We start from the raw sequence: 15,610 nt of genomic DNA on the forward strand, positions 1-15,610 counted from the left end.
AACCCTATATTTCACAAGATTATTTTGCGGGCTCGTTTAGACAGCGTTCGATTTCTAATCATCCCGGAAAGGTATCATTTCAGTGCGAAATCATCGCCCTGAACAGGACGTAGCATTATGAAGACACATCCACAGTACGAACCCTGGTTGCAGGGCATGCTCATCATCGCGAAATATTATCGGCTGGATTTTTCGGCGGAGCATGTTCGGGTCACGATTAACCATGAAAGCCAGTCTCCACGCCAGCTGGTGCTGGAGGAGATGGCGCGCCAGCTTGGGCTGGGGATGCGTTGGGTGGCGGCGGGAGTCGTAGCGCTCGATCCGTGGCGTTTACCGCTGCTGGCGGAGTTCACCGGCGGGCAAATTGCGGTCATCAACCGTATGGACAACGAAGGGAACGTCAGCGTGCAGTTTAGCGGCGACGGGGGCCTGGAGACGACGCTGACGCGCGACGAACTCGGTTCGCGGTTAAAGGGGCTGATGGTGCTGCGTCCCCTGGAGTCCACGCCGGATGCGCGCGTGGATGATTACATCAAACCCTATGAGAAAAACTGGTTCTGGCAGCTGGCGCTGAAAGACTGGCGTCGTTACAGCGACATAATGCTGGTGGCGCTGGTCGCCAACGTGCTGGCGCTCTCCGGCATGGTCTTTTCCATGCAGGTGTATGACAGGGTGGTGCCGTCCCAGTCGGAGGCCACGCTGTGGGTGCTGTTTGGCGGTGTGATGATCGCCATCGTGTTTGAATTCATCATGCGCATGCTGCGGGTGCATATTTCGGACGTGGTAGGGAAACGCGCCGACCTGCGTATTTCCGAGCGCGTGTTTGCCCACGCCCTGAGGATTAAAAACGGCGCACGGTCGAAATCGACCGGGTCGTTTATCGCCCAGATCCGCGAGCTGGAGTCGGTGCGGGAGCTGATCACTTCCACCACCATTGCCGCTATCTCCGATCTGCCGTTCTTCCTGCTTTTCGTCTTCATTCTGTGGATGATTGGCGGCCCGCTGGTGCTGGTGGTGCTGCTGGCCGTACCGCTGCTGCTCATTCCCGGCCTGCTGGTGCAGCGCCCGCTGGGAAAACTCTCCAGCGAAGGGATGCGTGAATCGGCGATTCGTAACGCCACGCTGGTGGAAGCAGTGCAGGGGCTTGAGGACATCAAGCTAATGCGCGCCGAGCAGAGGTTCCAGAACCAGTGGAATAACACCAATGACGTTGCCGCGAGCGTCGGCATGAAGCAGCGCTGGCTGACGGGGCTGCTGCTGACATGGACCCAGGAGGTGCAGTCTATCGTCTACGCCGTGGTGCTGCTGGTGGGGTGTTATCTGGTCATCAGCGGCGACATGACCACCGGTGCGCTGGTGGGGACCTCGATTCTGGCGTCCCGCACCATCGCGCCCCTGTCGCAGATTTCCGGCGTGCTCTCCCGCTGGCAGTCGGCAAAGGTGGCCCGCAAGGGACTGGATGACCTGATGCAGCGCCCGATTGACGATCCCCAGCACGGCAAAAAAGTGCATAAAGCCCATCTGCGCGGTGATTATCGGCTGGACGACGTCGGGTTTTATTACGACGAAGAAGAGAAGCTTACCGTGCTGAATATCAGCAAACTGCGCATTCGCGCCGGGGAGCGCGTGGCGGTGCTCGGGCGGAATGGTTCGGGGAAAAGCACCTTGCTGCATCTGCTGGCGGGAATGCAGGAGCCGCAGCAGGGCAGCATTTTGCTGGACGATATTGCTCTCAATCATCTTGACCCGGCCGACGTGCGCCGCGACATGCAGTTGCTCAGCCAGCAGGCGCGGCTGTTCTTCGGCTCCGTACGCGACAACATCCTGATGGGTAATCCGCTGGCGACAGACGAGGAAATCCATCAGGCGCTGGTCAACAGCGGCGCGCTGGAGTTTGTGCGCAAGCAGAAAATGGGGCTGAACACCATCATCAATGAGGGCGGAACGGGGCTTTCCGGCGGGCAACGTCAGGCGCTGCTGCTGGCGCGCGCGCTGATCACCTCGCCGAATATTCTGCTGCTGGATGAACCCACCGCCTGGCTGGATGAGGTCAGCGAGAAGCAGTTTATCCAGCATCTGCACCAGTGGCTCGGTAAGCGCCGGACGCTGGTGGTGGCGACGCATCGTCTGCCGATTCTGGACCTGGTTGACCGCATCATCGTCCTGGAAAACGGCAAAGTGGTGATGGATGGCCCTCGTGATGCCATTTTACGCCAGCACGGAATGGCCCCGCAGCAGGCGCCGCAGCGCACGGTTAAACTGAAAACGGAGGGCGTGGCATGAATGATTTCTCCCGCTTTAACAGCCGGCTCAAGGAGCCGCGCCTGCCGCGTTCGTCGCTGGTGGCATGGTCGCTGTTTGCCCTGCTGGTGGTCTTTATTACCTGGGCCAGCCTGTTCCAGTTGGATGAGGTCACGACGGGTAGCGGCAAGGTGATCCCGTCCTCCCACGAGCAGGTGATCCAGTCCCTGGAAGGGGGGATTATCCACAGTCTGATGGTGCGCGAAGGCGATATCGTCGAGCGTGGTCAACAGCTTGCCCAACTGGACCGGACGAAAACCGAGTCCAGCGTGCTGGAGAGCGAGTCTCGATTAAACGCTGCGATGGCGACGGCCGCGCGTCTGAATGCTGAGGTGAACGACACCGGGCTGACATTCCCGGCAGAGCTGGATGACGACGTTGAGTTGGTCAAACAGGAAACGGCGCTTTATCAGTCACGTCGCGAAAGCCTTGAAAAAGGGCTGGCGGGTTTACGCCAGGGAGCGGATCTTGTGCAGCGTGAACTGGCATTAACGCGCCCACTGGTGACGCAGGGGGCGGCCAGTAAGGTCGAAGTCTTACGCCTTGAACGTCAAAAAAATGAGCTGGAGAGCAAAATCACCGAAATGAAAAACCAGTACTACGTTCGCGCCCGCGAAGAACTGGCAAAAGCGAACGCGGAAATGGAAGCGCAGCGCTCCGTCATGAAAGGGCGCGAAGATTCACTCACCCGCTTAACGTTTAATGCGCCGGTGCGTGGCATCGTGAAGGACATTGACGTGACGACGGTGGGCGGGGTGATCCCGCCGAACGGCAAACTGATGAGCCTGGTACCGCTTGATGACCAGATGGTGATAGAAGCGAAAATCTCGCCGCGCGATGTCGCGTTTATCCATCCCGGGCAAAAAGCGCTGGTGAAAATCACCGCTTATGACTACTCGATCTACGGCGGGCTGGAAGGGGAGGTGACGATGATTTCCCCGGATACCCTTCAGGACGAGGTGAAACGGGATGTTTATTATTATCGCGTTTATATTCGTACTGACAGTAACCATCTGACCAACAGGCAGGGCAAGGAATTCCCGGTGTTCCCGGGCATGATAGCCACGGTTGATATCAAAACCGGCAGTAAATCCGTCATTGATTATCTGCTGAAACCATTGAATAAGGCAAAAGAGGCGCTGCGCGAGCGATAAAAAAGGCGTTCAGCAAACCGAACGCCCGTCAGATCAGAGTGTAGGCGTCATGTTGACAACATGGCGTCGTTCTTTTGGTACCACATTGATGTAATGTGTGACATACGCAAAATATAATCCGGCATAATTTTCGACCAGCTCGATAAAGGCCGGATAAATCGACATCCGGCCATCGCCGCGATCTTTAAGATAACCTGCCTCCTGCGCCGATTTGATAATCCGTTTAACATGAATACGCGAAACGAAAAATTCTTTTGCCAGCGTGCTGGCTGAATACGCTATTATGGCACCATGTGCTGTTTTGTTTTTGATGGCCTGCAAATAGAGATAGAGCATAATCATTCGGCCACCATCCTTATCAATAAATAAACCCACCTCCGGAAGCACTTTCCTGAATGTTAATCCGCGGAAAAGGTACTCTGCGGCGCGCCGGAAAAAGTTGTGCCTCAGAATATCATTGTCCAGAAGGTTAGCATTTATATTGAATGTCGGAAAAAGAATGCTAACAGGCGTAAACGCCCCGGACATATAGCGTTTCAGCTCATCCAGTCCTTTTTCCGTTGGTGCGATTTTTGTTTTTCGGCGATCTTCGGTACAGCGCCAGGTCTTAATTCGCCCGGTGGTCTTAAGTATGGTGATGATCGCGATAACACTGTTAGGGCTGGCGATATTATAGCGGGTACACAGTGCCTTTATCTCTGAAACTGACTCAGCCTGATTACCAAAAACAAAACAACACATGGACAGTATTATGTTGAAGCGTGATTCCTGAAGCATCGTTTTATAGAACAAGGGTTGTTTTTTATAAATGGCATCATTAATTCTGTAGTGCTCTGTTATAGCTTCACCAAATCGCGGGTTGTTTTTAATAACATCCCTTCGATGTAGCAAAGCCCTGGATGAAATGTGATTATCCATAGCATTTTCTCTTTTTGTCTGGGCCGATAAGATGAAGTGTCTGGTCTTCTTTTTCGGAATTTTCATTATACCTTGTGAAGTGCATATTTACTGTCGTTATATGAAAAGAAAGTAATATTTATGCTGCATATGGATGAGTGGGTTGATTAACGCAAAGATGTTCCCGTGCATAACATTGATAACGGTTTATTAACCAAATGGGGTGCGGTAAAATTATTCAATGCGACAAAGAATATTGGCTTTAATCACATTTGGGAATGATATTTACATTCTCAGGAGCAGGTTATGTCTCAAAACTTACCTTTTATGCAAGGTACTTGCTACAAGCAACGATTCGTTATTTCAGCCTGCGGTTTCACCTTCGAGGGGTATAGCCTGCTTCTGAAGTCTCGTGGCGTAAACGCCACGCGGCTCCATTTTGAAGAGGATGAAGTTTGCTCAGGCGATGTGCAAAAAATGATGCAAAATCAACAGCCTGAAGTTTCTGTTTTTCTTGGTCGCGACGTGACTGCCTTTCTTGAAAGCCTGAAACGGTTGGTCTCGGTTCTGAATGCACTGCCGGTTATTTGTAGCGTGACCCTGTATGGTGCAATACCAGAAAGGTGGCTTTATGCCACGCTGAAAAGTCTCGTTAATAATACCAGATCGTTGTCGAGGATCAGGGTGGCGAATATTTCAGAGGTAATGAATTGTGTAGAGAATATTTCTGAAGTACATGCCGATTCGTCACGTTTATTGCGTGAAGGACCTGAGAAAGAAGGTAAGGAAAGCCTGCATGGTTTATCAAAACGTGAATTAACCGTATTGCTGAATTTTTATCGAGGTATTTCGATAAAAGAGCAGTCAGCGAGGTTAAGTTTGTCAGATAAAACCATTTATACTCATCGTAAAGTGGGGTTGGGTAAATTATATCTTATCAGAGTGTGGTTTAGCGATGCACGTGTCTTAAGGGATGAGGTCTGTGCAGTAAAGAACAAAGCGCAGGGGTTTTCGGAAGCAGAAATAAATATATTGCAGGCGTTACATAAGCGGGAAATCTTTGCGGCTTATCAAATTATTACCGATGGCGATAAAAAAGGAGTGGGCTTTGAAATTCTGCTGCGCTGGCATAAAAACGGTCAGGTCCTGAAACCAGGCCAATTTCTGGATGGGATAAAAAATGGCGAAATTTGGCTCAAGCTGACGGCGTTAGTCATTCACGCGGCCGTGTCAGGTATCAACAGATACAATGGAAAATATTATTTTTCGGTTAATATTCCTCCTCAACTGGCTGCCGGGAACGCGCTGCCGGGAATGGCGAAAAAAGCCGTTGAAATGTTACTGAAGCCGCAGTGGGCCGGGAAACTTGTCTTTGAATTAGCTGAAACCATTGATGTAACAAAGGATCCAAATATTCCTGTCACTCTCCAGCGTTTACGCGCCGAGGGATGCCGGCTGTTTCTGGATGATTGCTTTTCCAGAGATTACGCTATGTTACCCATCCGACAGATTAATTTTGATGGACTGAAGCTTGACCGCGATATAGTCGAGCACTTTGTTGCTAACGACAATGACATTAGCATTATTAAAGCGATACAGATATACAGCGACATGACGGGAAGGGAATGCGTTGCGGAAGGCGTCGATAGCGAAGAAAAATTTGAAAAACTTGTCGCATTAGGGGTTAAGCGCTTCCAGGGATATTATCTTTCCCGGGCGGTTAAAGAAGATGAGCTGGATCGAATGGTACGGCTATTTAGTTAATGGATTCACTATGCTGGTGGTACGACAGACTTAACTCTTCGACCACCAGCAAAACAGTCACTCACCAGGGCAATAATCTGTTATCAGATATCATCGCGCGTAAAACCGACAACAATTTCAAGCGTGTTACGAATGACATCGCAGGCTTCGGGCTCCTCGGTAATTTCGAGGGCGTGAATCAGTTGCAGGATAATCTCTTTATTTGAGAGATTGTCACCGGTCAGCATAATACAGCGTATTGCCGAGCCCAACACTTCAACCTCACCACTGAGATGCTTTCCAGCATTAAGAAAATGTTCCGCCAGTCCTTTATCGTGCAGGGCTTCAAAATTATACGTTTGCTGCATAATCGCTTTACTCATGGTGGTCACCGTTTCGGTTAAAATTAGTGTTTCTTGTCTGGGGTCAGAAGCGTGTTGTGAGTAAAGAGAGAGCGCATGCGCCCAATATCATAATCGCCCATCACTCTTCCCCGGTCGTGCGATACGCCGGTTACACGCTGGCGTACTTCATCTTCAGCGGCAATCAATGCATTTTTGCGTTCATCATTTGATTCAACGTTAGCCATCGCCCGCAGGCGACCAGCAAGAGACGCAAAGGTAATAGGTCCGTTCTCTTTCAGTATGGATAATACGGCCTCACCGATAAGGTCATCCTTAAGTCGTTCAAATTTAGTTCTATGCATAGCTTCAATCTCACTCTGCTACACGCAGGAGGCTGTAGCATGGGGTTAGTCATCGCATTCAGGAGCTCTATTCTCACTCAGCATGACTAACTTAGTAAGTTAAAAAAACAGTGTTCAGGTTAACGCTCGAAGAAGAGGGCTATCAGACCGTTATAGTGCGCTTTCTCAACGTCAGACGTTGACTCTTCAATTCTGCGCAACAGCTTTGTACAGATTGTCATTCTGCTCAGTTGTACATTTTCTTTGATGATCTCACTGACGATAGCACCAAGGGTTTCCTGCTGTGTTGGGACGTTATCCTTGTTAAAATACAAGGTGATAGCGCTTTCTGCTGTAGAGGGAGCATGGTTGCGACGCATAATTTTCCACCGTTAACAAACAATTTTGTAACATCAGTGGCATTGAATTTATACTATTCGATCAAATCTGTACATTAAAATTGTACAACTTTTCACGTGGATCGTGTTTTTGTCAGGAAAACTATCAACTATAGGGGGGGAAAGAGCAGGAAAGAGGGGAAAAGGAAAGGCCCCGAAGGGCCTGAAATTATTTACGTCCCAGCAGAAGTCCCAGAACAATACCTACCGCACCCGCAGCGATTAAGCCCGTTAAGGGATTGTTTCTGACGGCTTCAGTGACATCCGAGACGGCATCACTGGCCTGGGCAGCATATTTTTTCGCTGCACCTTTCACCTGGTGTTTAGGGGAATCAACGAATTCACCAAACTGCTGCTGCGCAGAGCCGGATAATTCATCAAGTTTGTTTTTGGCTTTATCGCCAGCGTACTGTGCATTTTTATCAGTGTCGAAATCAGACATTCCAGCCTCCTTTTGTTGGTAGTCTAAGGATAGACGCTGATTGCAGGAGTGAGCGAGAATTCGCTGAAATCGACGGCAGATTGCCCCTTTTTAGGACATGTCTTTCTTACATGACCACCATAAAGTCCAAAAAATGTCGTTCTCTACGCAGCGCGAAGAGACTGTTTCTGCCGTGCGTGAGTGCGAAAGGTAACGTAATAGCCAAGGGATGCGGCCAGGCACAGCATATAGCCGAATGATTCCGAACCTTCCTCCACGGCGTTTTTCACGACACGCATATAGCCATGCTCAAGGATGTCGTGCCACAGCACCTGCATTCCAAAGAGGCGGGAGAAGACCAGTACAGCCAGCAGGCCGCTCAACAGAATGCCGTACCAGGGGGATTGGGTATATTTTGCCAGCTGTTCCAGGGTAGCGCGAAAATGCATAACGGGGCGAATTAACGCCAGCAGAGCCGTAATCAGCGCGAACCACACCCAACTCCCATGAGAAATGAGATCAAAAAGCGCGTCCAGTTCACGAATTAGCATTGTCAGGAAAAATCCGCCCACCAGAATATTACAGTAACGCATGGATTCGTCCATTTTCGCCAGACGAAAATGGAGAAAGACAATAGTCGCTAATACCGTTTCCTGCATAATTTCGGTCAGTGATAATTCCGGAATATCATGGCCGACAAACCGCATATCAACCCAAAGACACAGTACAATAAGTGCGCAAGCGGCCGCTGCGCCAACGAAGAATAAAAAGCTCTTTAGTACAATCATTAACACCACCATTTTGTTTGTAGCGAATATGTTAGGTGACGCGAATGTTATTTCTGTTCACATTGTGCCATATAAGTGCGGATTTTTAACATTTTGAGCTAAATAGGGTTGGCCGAGGTGGGGGTAAACCCTAAATATGGTTGCACCATCTATGAGAGAGACGTTAAGGGTAAACCCGAACCGCTCGATAAACAGCTGTAGCTGCACAACATAGAACTCGTTGAAGCAGGTCGAATACACCTGATACAGCATTTCCGCCTTTCCACACCCGAGCTGGCAGTCGAAGAAAGAGTGGCTAAGCCAGCAGCTTGTGACCAGCATGTGTATTAGTGCTAAATGCCTAAAGGCCAATAACACCGTGGCCGCAGTTGTACAGACAGGCTATAGTGATCTCATTTGCCTGCTCAATACGGATCTTAACTTGAGTTTAAAACTGGCCGCAATTTTTAGGTATGGCCATCTGGTTTTGAATTCATTGATAGCTACTTCATACAATGTAGAAATACACTGCGGGTATTATAATTACTATTATTAGCAATAAAATATTTGTTGTTTTTTTACTGACGTTTGATGGCAGGCCATTTTTACTAACATACAATATCGCTTCAAAAAGAAACCAGTACATAGAAATACAAACAATGAAAAATAAAGGTATTATTGCTTTTGATATGCCTTCAGAGAAGGATAATATTAAGGCTAACCCTGTCATCATGCCGACCATCGTAGAAGCATACGCTTTCCCTACTTTGATAACAGGGAAAATAATGAGTGTATATATGAGTTTATTATATTTTTTCTTGACGTTTATGCTTCCGACAAATCGAAGTGTCAGAGACGTAATAGACGTTGCTATTACAAGCATTGCTGCAAGAGAATGAGGGGCCATATGTTCTTCAATGATAGTTTCTATCTCCTGAGTGTATTTATCGCTAAGGAAATTGAAAGGTATCAATACAACCAAACTAAGAAGAAAGAAAAATAAACTATCTTTGCATAATGCATATATACTTCGTCTTAAGAAAATGCTCATTAAAAGCCCTTAATAAAAGTTTTCATTCATAAAAAGCATTTGACATTTAAAAATGTTAACTATCGCGTATTAGTCTATTCCTCATTGTATTCTTAAGAAACCTACAGTCTTTGGTGGGGACGGGAATTTGCGTGAATGCAGAAACCTTCAAAAATGCGGATACGACGGTATTTATTACAACTATGTTTTTACAGAATGTGTCATAGCTTAGTTCAGATGTTCGAGTCAAGAAAAGAAACACACTATAAGTTACATGATACCTGATAACCTCATAAAACTTAATGTTTACATTAACTTCCCATGAACGATACAATACCCCCCTATAGTATCAGGAGGGCGTATGCCGCATTCACCCGAAGATAAAAAACGTATTATGACCCGCGTCCGCCGCATTCGGGGCCAGGTTGATGCCCTTGAACGCGCCCTGGAATCGGGCGATCCCTGTCTCGCCATTTTGCAGCAAATTGCCGCCGTGCGCGGCGCTGCCAATGGCCTGATGGGTGAAATGGTCGAAATTCACCTCAAAGATGAGCTGGTGACGGGGGAGACCACCCCGGATCAGCGGGCAGTGCGGATGGCGGAAGTCGGCCATTTACTGCGCTCTTATCTAAAATAAACCCACACACCTCACAACAAGGGAAAGACATCATGAAATCTCGCGCAGCTGTCGCATTCGGCCCAGGCCAGCCGCTGAAAATCGTTGAAATTGATGTTGCTCCGCCGAAGAAAGGCGAAGTGCTGATCAAAATTACCCACACCGGCGTTTGCCATACCGATGCGTTTACCCTGTCTGGTGACGATCCGGAAGGCGTATTCCCGGCGGTGCTCGGCCACGAAGGGGGCGGTGTGGTGGTGGAAGTGGGTGAAGGCGTCACCAGCCTGAAGCCCGGCGACCATGTGATCCCGCTCTACACCGCAGAGTGCGGCGAGTGTAAGTTCTGCAAATCCGGCAAAACTAACCTCTGCCAGGCCGTGCGCGCCACGCAGGGCAAAGGACTTATGCCGGACGGCACCACCCGTTTCTCCTATAACGGCGAGCCCATTTATCACTACATGGGTACCAGCACCTTCAGCGAATACACGGTGTGCGCCGAGATCTCACTGGCGAAAGTGAATCCGCAGGCCCCGCTGGATAAAGTCTGTCTGCTCGGCTGCGGTGTCACCACCGGTATCGGCGCGGTGCATAACACGGCGAAAGTGAAAGAGGGGGACACCGTGGCGGTGTTCGGCCTGGGCGGGATCGGTCTGGCGGTTATCCAGGGCGCGGTACAGGCGAAAGCTGGGCGTATCATTGCTGTGGATACCAACCCGGAGAAATTTAAGCTCGCAGGTGAGATGGGGGCGACCGACTTTATCAACCCGAAAGACTACGACAAACCGGTTCAGGACGTGATCGTTGAGCTGACCGACGGCGGCGTGGACTTTAGCTTCGAATGTATCGGCAACGTCAACGTAATGCGCTCAGCGCTGGAGTGCTGCCACAAAGGCTGGGGCGAGAGCATCATTATCGGTGTGGCCGGCGCGGGTCAGGAGATCAAAACCCGTCCCTTCCAGCTGGTGACAGGGCGCGTATGGCGCGGGTCAGCATTTGGCGGCGTGAAAGGCCGTACTCAGCTGCCGGGCATGGTTGAAGATGCGATGGTCGGTAAAATTCAGCTTGATCCGTTCATTACGCACCGCCTGCCGCTGGAGCAGATCAACGAAGCCTTCGATCTGATGCACGAAGGAAAATCCATTCGCACTGTTATCCATTTCGGCGACAACTGATTATTCTGCCAGCGGTTTTTTCCGCTGGCATTTCTTCCCTGATCTTCTCTAAAGTGTGACCTGTCCGGCGCTTTTAGACGTAATTTAATTCCCTGGCGTGCCGATGACTCTTTTACAGGCGTGTTATTACGCATCTTACCTATAAGAGAGTCGACGGTCATGGACAACACAACATCGATGCAGGCGCAGCCTAAGCTGAGTTTCTTGCATCACATCCGGCTGGTTCCGCTGTTTTCCTCCATTCTCGGTGGCATTATTCTCCTGTTTGCATTGAGCTCGGGTCTGGCAGGCTATTTCCTGCTCCAGGCCGATAACGATCAGCAGGATGTCACGGCAGAAATCCAGGTGCGCACCGGTCTGTCAAACAGTTCCAACCATTTACGTACCGCCCGTATCAACATGATCCACGCGGGGGCGGCGAGCCGTATCGCGGAGATGGAGGCGATGAAACAAAACATCGCTGAGGCTGAGACCCGCATCAGGCAGTCGCAGGATGGATTTGCCGCCTATATGAAGCGCACCGTTCGCACCCCGGCTGATGAAGCGCTGGATGGCGATCTGAAAGCCCGCTATGACGCCTACATCGCCGGTATGCAGCCGATGCTGAAATATGCCAAAAATGGCATGTTTGAAGCCATTATTAACCACGAAAATGAGACCGCGCGTCCGCTGGACGATGCCTATAACGCGGTGCTGCTGAAGGCGATAAAAATCCGCACCGAACGCGCCAACGCGCTGACGGCACAGGCTCACACCCGCACCCGGCTGGGGCTGATGTTTATGTTCGGCGCGTTTGGCCTGGCGCTGGCGCTGGCGGTGATCACCTTTGTGGTGCTGCGCCGTACGGTGATAAACCCGCTCCAGCGAGCCGCTACGCGTATCGAAAATATCGCGAAAGGCGATTTGACCATGCCGGACGAACCGACCGGGCGCAGCGAAATTGGCCGCCTGACGCGCGATCTGCAAACGATGCAGCACGCGCTGGTGACAACCGTGGGCACCGTGCGGCAAGGGGCGGAGGAGATCTACCGTGGAACCAGCGAGATCTCCGCGGGTAACACCGATCTCTCTTCCCGTACCGAGCAGCAGGCGGCGGCGATTGAACAGACGGCGGCCAGCATGGAGCAGCTCACCGCGACGGTGAAACAGAACGCCGATAACGCGCATCATGCGAGTAAACTGGCAGAAGATGCCTCCGGTAAGGCCAGCCGCGGGGGGCAGATGGTCTCCGGCGTGGTGAAAACCATGGGTAATATTTCCACCAGCTCGAAGAAGATCTCTGAAATTACCGCCGTGATTAACAGTATCGCGTTCCAGACCAATATTCTGGCGCTCAACGCGGCGGTCGAGGCGGCGCGTGCGGGTGAACAGGGACGCGGCTTTGCGGTCGTGGCGAGTGAAGTCCGCACCCTGGCAAGCCGCAGCGCGAATGCGGCGAAAGAGATTGAAAGCCTGATTAATGAATCTGTGTCGCTTATCGATCAGGGTTCCGGGGAAGTGGTTGCGGCGGGCAATACCATGAATGAGATCGTCGAGGCGGTTAAACGCGTCACCGATATTATGCTGGAGATTGCAGCGGCGTCCGATGAGCAGAGCCGCGGCATTGTTCAGGTGAGCCAGGCGATTTCCGAGATGGACAAGGTGACGCAGCAGAATGCCTCGCTGGTGGAAGAAGCTTCTGCGGCGGCGGCCTCGCTGGAAGAGCAGGGCGCACGTCTGACGGAGGCTGTTGGCGCGTTTCGTCTCATCGGGGCAGGGGCTGGACGGACTACAGCCCCTGCAACCGCAGCGAAATCCGCGCCTTTAACCCCGGCGGCGGCCGTCTCAGGTGATAACTGGGAAACGTTCTGAGTAAGACAGACCCGCCCTCGCGGCGGGTTCTGCGTTTAGGGTCAGAGAGGCATTGATTTACGAATGGCGCTTAACAGCGTTTGGGCGCCTTCAGAGAGCGGGGCATCTACCCGCGTCAGGATCCCAATCGGTTCTCCCGCGCCGGGCGATGTTACCGGCAGCGCCGTAAGCACACCGCGTCGCAGATCGTCCTTCACCGCGCCGGACGGCACAAACCACACGTAGTCGTAATCCACCGTAAGCTGGCGCGACAGCGACGCCGAGAGCGTTTCAATACACCCGGAAGGCAGGGTGCAGCCCTGCATTTGCAGCAACGCTTCCGCATTCTGACGCGGAACGGTTCCTTTTGGTGAGACCACCACCGGCCACTCCATCACGCGGCTCAGGGTCACGGTGTCCTGCAACAGGGGATGATTCGGACGCACGACCAGCTTCAGCGATTCCAGGAACAGCAGCTCGTAATTCAGGCCACTCATCAGTTCCGGATCGGACATCCGCCCAATGCCCAGATCCAGCTCGCCTGACTTCAGGCCCGCCAGCAGCATGGTGTTATTCATGGTCGCGACCTGAAGCGTGGCGTGCTTTTGCTGACGGTGGAACTGGCCGATCGCCGCAGGCAGTATGCCCAGCGCCGCCGTTGGCAGCGCGCCCACGCGCACGATGTCGCTGGCCGACTCCTCTTTACGGTTGAGCGCCTGACCGGCGGTATTGAGGGCATCGAGAACTTTAACGGCATGCGTCAGGAACTGTTCACCCACGAGAGTAAGCTGAGCGCCCAGACGGCCGCGATCGAACAGGCGGGTTCCGGTAAGCTGTTCCAGTTCGTTCAGCGTTTTGGATAGTGCAGGCTGACTGAGGTTAAGGGTTTCAGCCGCTCGCCCCAGCGTTCCCTGTTGAGCGACGGCCACAAAAGTATGCAAATGGCGCAAGCGTATGCGCTGACTGAACAGACCATTTTTTTCCATAGGCGATGTTAAAAACAGAGCGACGCGGGTGACAAGTTAAGATGTTTGAATTTGATAACCTGATAGCAAAATATTTTTAACATTTGATCTGTTTGAGTTACAACCGTTTTTCGAAAATGCCCACGCTTTGACCACTCGTCTGCCTGGATCACAATTCGTAAATTCTTCCCAACGAAAGGAACGGGCTTCTCTACACTCCAGGTAGTATTCACTGGAGGCATGACATCATGGCGAACACCATCACGGCTGATGATATTCGGGAACACTTTTCGCAGGCTATGTCGGCGATGTACCAGCAGGAAGTTCCGCAGTACGGCACCTTGCTGGAACTGGTGGCGGACGTTAACCTGGCGGTTCTGGAAAATAACCCACTTTTACATGAACAACTGGCAAACGCAGACGAACTGGCGCGCCTGAATGTTGAACGTCACGGTGCGATCCGCGTGGGCACCGCTCAGGAGCTTTCCACCCTGCGCCGGATCTTCGCCATTATGGGCATGTACCCGGTCAGCTATTACGATCTCTCCCAGGCGGGCGTGCCCGTCCACTCGACGGCGTTTCGTCCGACAGACGATGCGGCGCTCTGCCGTAATCCGTTTCGCATTTTTACCTCGCTGCTGCGCCTGGAGCTGATTGAAAACGTTGCGCTGCGCGAAAGGGCGGCGGAGATCCTCTCCCGGCGCAACATCTTTACGCCGCGCTGCCTGGAACTGATCGACCTGCATGATGCGCAGGGACACTTTACTGAGGCACAGGCGCGCGAATTTGTGCAGGAAGCCCTGGAAACCTTCCGCTGGCATCGCCATGCGACGGTCGATCAGGAAACCTATCTGGCGCTGAGCAACGAACATCGCCTGATTGCCGACGTGGTCTGTTTCCCGGGGTGCCATATCAACCATCTCACGCCGCGCACGCTGGATATCGACCGGGTGCAGGAGCTAATGCCGAAGTACGGCATTGAGCCGAAAATTCTGATTGAAGGCCCGCCGCGCCGCGAGGTGCCGATCCTCCTGCGCCAGACCAGCTTTAAGGCGCTGGAGGAGCCGGTGCTTTTCGCGGGAGAACACAAGGGCACCCATACCGCGCGTTTCGGTGAGATTGAGCAGCGCGGCGTGGCCCTTACGCCGAAAGGGCGCGAGCTGTACGACAGTCTGTTAAATCAGGCCGGGACCGGCAAAGACAACCTGACCCACCAGCTTCACCTGCGCGAGATCTTCAGCGCCTTCCCGGACAGCGAAATGTTCCTGCGCCGTCAGCGGCTGGCTTATTTCCGCTACCGTCTGACCCCGACAGGTGAGGCGCATCGACACGCGTTTCGTCCCGGCGACGATCCGCAGCCGCTGATCGAACGGGGCTGGGTTGTGGCACAGCCCATCACCTACGAGGATTTTCTGCCCGTCAGTGCGGCTGGGATCTTCCAGTCGAATCTTGGCAATGAAACGCAGGCGCGCAGCCACGGCAATGCCAGCCGCAATGCCTTCGAAGCCGCGCTCGGCTGTGCGGTGTACGACGAGTTTTCGCTTTACGAGGAGGCGGAAGCGCGCAGCAAACAGCGTTGCGGTTTGCTCTGAAACCGTTACTCTGCAAGGGTGTGATGGAAAAAGAAGGTT

Annotated in this window: 15 protein-coding genes; 7 read left to right on the forward strand and 8 right to left on the reverse strand. The window is 52.1% G+C overall.

From position 1 onward, the window contains the following. The first annotated feature begins 117 nt into the window (after positions 1-117). Entirely contained in the window at positions 118-2,283 is a 2,166-nt protein-coding gene (locus ACJTMZ_RS00735) for a type I secretion system permease/ATPase (RefSeq protein WP_039270785.1), read from the forward strand. Beyond that, positions 2,280-3,455: an HlyD family type I secretion periplasmic adaptor subunit gene (locus tag ACJTMZ_RS00740; protein WP_032104109.1), complete on the forward strand. Its 1,176-nt coding sequence runs from the start codon at positions 2,280-2,282 to the stop codon at positions 3,453-3,455. Before ACJTMZ_RS00735 ends, ACJTMZ_RS00740 begins: the two co-directional genes overlap by 4 nt. A gap of 33 nt (positions 3,456-3,488) precedes the next feature. Here ACJTMZ_RS00740 and ACJTMZ_RS00745 read toward each other — a convergent pair whose 3' ends face one another. Next, a complete protein-coding gene (locus tag ACJTMZ_RS00745) occupies positions 3,489-4,373 on the reverse strand; it encodes a hypothetical protein (RefSeq protein ID WP_032655601.1) in 885 nt (294 codons plus the stop codon). Between the two features lie 285 nt (positions 4,374-4,658). Here ACJTMZ_RS00745 and ACJTMZ_RS00750 point away from each other — a divergent pair, with 285 nt between their 5' ends. Continuing rightward, positions 4,659-6,116 carry an EAL domain-containing protein gene (locus ACJTMZ_RS00750; RefSeq protein ID WP_408626805.1) on the forward strand — a complete coding sequence of 486 codons (1,458 nt, stop codon included), beginning with the start codon at positions 4,659-4,661 and terminating at the stop codon, positions 6,114-6,116. Between the two features lie 83 nt (positions 6,117-6,199). On the opposite strand, the gene ACJTMZ_RS00755 is transcribed toward ACJTMZ_RS00750, so the two are convergent. The 6 genes from ACJTMZ_RS00755 to ACJTMZ_RS00780 form a co-directional block, all read right to left on the reverse strand. Further along, positions 6,200-6,478, reverse strand: coding sequence for a biofilm development regulator YmgB/AriR family protein (locus ACJTMZ_RS00755; protein ID WP_044596271.1), 279 nt, complete (start codon positions 6,476-6,478; stop codon positions 6,200-6,202). A gap of 23 nt (positions 6,479-6,501) precedes the next feature. Continuing rightward, positions 6,502-6,801 (reverse strand): hypothetical protein, encoded by a 300-nt coding sequence (locus tag ACJTMZ_RS00760; RefSeq protein ID WP_032669919.1) that lies wholly within the window; start codon positions 6,799-6,801, stop codon positions 6,502-6,504. 119 nt (positions 6,802-6,920) lie between these two features. After that, entirely contained in the window at positions 6,921-7,160 is a 240-nt protein-coding gene (gene ycgZ, locus ACJTMZ_RS00765; protein WP_003857265.1) for a regulatory protein YcgZ, read from the reverse strand. Positions 7,161-7,347: 187 nt separating this feature from the next. After that, entirely contained in the window at positions 7,348-7,620 is a 273-nt protein-coding gene (locus ACJTMZ_RS00770) for a YqjD family protein (protein ID WP_003857263.1), read from the reverse strand. Positions 7,621-7,763: 143 nt separating this feature from the next. Next, positions 7,764-8,387, reverse strand: coding sequence for a hypothetical protein (locus ACJTMZ_RS00775; RefSeq protein WP_032104107.1), 624 nt, complete (start codon positions 8,385-8,387; stop codon positions 7,764-7,766). A gap of 487 nt (positions 8,388-8,874) precedes the next feature. Next, the gene (locus ACJTMZ_RS00780) at positions 8,875-9,417 is read right to left on the reverse strand and encodes a hypothetical protein (RefSeq protein WP_126542649.1); all 543 of its coding nucleotides are present in this window, start codon (positions 9,415-9,417) and stop codon (positions 8,875-8,877) included. A 340-nt stretch (positions 9,418-9,757) separates the two neighbouring features. On the opposite strand from ACJTMZ_RS00780, the gene ACJTMZ_RS00785 reads away from it, so the two are divergent. The 3 genes from ACJTMZ_RS00785 (at position 9,758) to ACJTMZ_RS00795 (ending at position 13,035) form a co-directional block, all read left to right on the forward strand. Further along, positions 9,758-10,033, forward strand: coding sequence for a metal/formaldehyde-sensitive transcriptional repressor (locus ACJTMZ_RS00785; RefSeq protein WP_032104106.1), 276 nt, complete (start codon positions 9,758-9,760; stop codon positions 10,031-10,033). Between the two features lie 32 nt (positions 10,034-10,065). Then, entirely contained in the window at positions 10,066-11,184 is a 1,119-nt protein-coding gene (locus ACJTMZ_RS00790; protein ID WP_017693450.1) for an S-(hydroxymethyl)glutathione dehydrogenase/class III alcohol dehydrogenase, read from the forward strand. A gap of 159 nt (positions 11,185-11,343) precedes the next feature. Continuing rightward, positions 11,344-13,035: a methyl-accepting chemotaxis protein gene (locus tag ACJTMZ_RS00795; RefSeq protein WP_023296590.1), complete on the forward strand. Its 1,692-nt coding sequence runs from the start codon at positions 11,344-11,346 to the stop codon at positions 13,033-13,035. A gap of 41 nt (positions 13,036-13,076) precedes the next feature. On the opposite strand, the gene ACJTMZ_RS00800 is transcribed toward ACJTMZ_RS00795, so the two are convergent. Continuing rightward, positions 13,077-14,000 (reverse strand): LysR substrate-binding domain-containing protein, encoded by a 924-nt coding sequence (locus tag ACJTMZ_RS00800; RefSeq protein ID WP_015570563.1) that lies wholly within the window; start codon positions 13,998-14,000, stop codon positions 13,077-13,079. A 227-nt stretch (positions 14,001-14,227) separates the two neighbouring features. Here ACJTMZ_RS00800 and ACJTMZ_RS00805 point away from each other — a divergent pair, with 227 nt between their 5' ends. Then, positions 14,228-15,571, forward strand: a complete 1,344-nt coding sequence (locus ACJTMZ_RS00805; RefSeq protein ID WP_017384005.1) for a VOC family protein — start codon at positions 14,228-14,230, stop codon at positions 15,569-15,571. Positions 15,572-15,610: the final 39 nt, after the last annotated feature.

Source organism: Enterobacter sp. DN (assembly GCF_046054285.1).
GTDB lineage: Bacteria > Pseudomonadota > Gammaproteobacteria > Enterobacterales > Enterobacteriaceae > Enterobacter > Enterobacter hormaechei_C.

Excerpts from the sequence above, each read along its gene's own strand:
- ACJTMZ_RS00735 (WP_039270785.1), top strand. The coding sequence starts at position 118 with ATGAAGACACATCCACAGTACGAACCCTGGTTGCAGGGCATGCTCATC.
- ACJTMZ_RS00740 (WP_032104109.1), top strand. The coding sequence starts at position 2,280 with ATGAATGATTTCTCCCGCTTTAACAGCCGGCTCAAGGAGCCGCGCCTG.
- ACJTMZ_RS00745 (WP_032655601.1), bottom strand. The coding sequence starts at position 4,373 with ATGGATAATCACATTTCATCCAGGGCTTTGCTACATCGAAGGGATGTT.
- ACJTMZ_RS00750 (WP_408626805.1), top strand. The coding sequence starts at position 4,659 with ATGTCTCAAAACTTACCTTTTATGCAAGGTACTTGCTACAAGCAACGA.
- ACJTMZ_RS00755 (WP_044596271.1), bottom strand. The coding sequence starts at position 6,478 with ATGAGTAAAGCGATTATGCAGCAAACGTATAATTTTGAAGCCCTGCAC.
- ACJTMZ_RS00760 (WP_032669919.1), bottom strand. The coding sequence starts at position 6,801 with ATGCATAGAACTAAATTTGAACGACTTAAGGATGACCTTATCGGTGAG.
- ycgZ (WP_003857265.1), bottom strand. The coding sequence starts at position 7,160 with ATGCGTCGCAACCATGCTCCCTCTACAGCAGAAAGCGCTATCACCTTG.
- ACJTMZ_RS00770 (WP_003857263.1), bottom strand. The coding sequence starts at position 7,620 with ATGTCTGATTTCGACACTGATAAAAATGCACAGTACGCTGGCGATAAA.
- ACJTMZ_RS00775 (WP_032104107.1), bottom strand. The coding sequence starts at position 8,387 with ATGATTGTACTAAAGAGCTTTTTATTCTTCGTTGGCGCAGCGGCCGCT.
- ACJTMZ_RS00780 (WP_126542649.1), bottom strand. The coding sequence starts at position 9,417 with ATGAGCATTTTCTTAAGACGAAGTATATATGCATTATGCAAAGATAGT.
- ACJTMZ_RS00785 (WP_032104106.1), top strand. The coding sequence starts at position 9,758 with ATGCCGCATTCACCCGAAGATAAAAAACGTATTATGACCCGCGTCCGC.
- ACJTMZ_RS00790 (WP_017693450.1), top strand. The coding sequence starts at position 10,066 with ATGAAATCTCGCGCAGCTGTCGCATTCGGCCCAGGCCAGCCGCTGAAA.
- ACJTMZ_RS00795 (WP_023296590.1), top strand. The coding sequence starts at position 11,344 with ATGGACAACACAACATCGATGCAGGCGCAGCCTAAGCTGAGTTTCTTG.
- ACJTMZ_RS00800 (WP_015570563.1), bottom strand. The coding sequence starts at position 14,000 with ATGGAAAAAAATGGTCTGTTCAGTCAGCGCATACGCTTGCGCCATTTG.
- ACJTMZ_RS00805 (WP_017384005.1), top strand. The coding sequence starts at position 14,228 with ATGGCGAACACCATCACGGCTGATGATATTCGGGAACACTTTTCGCAG.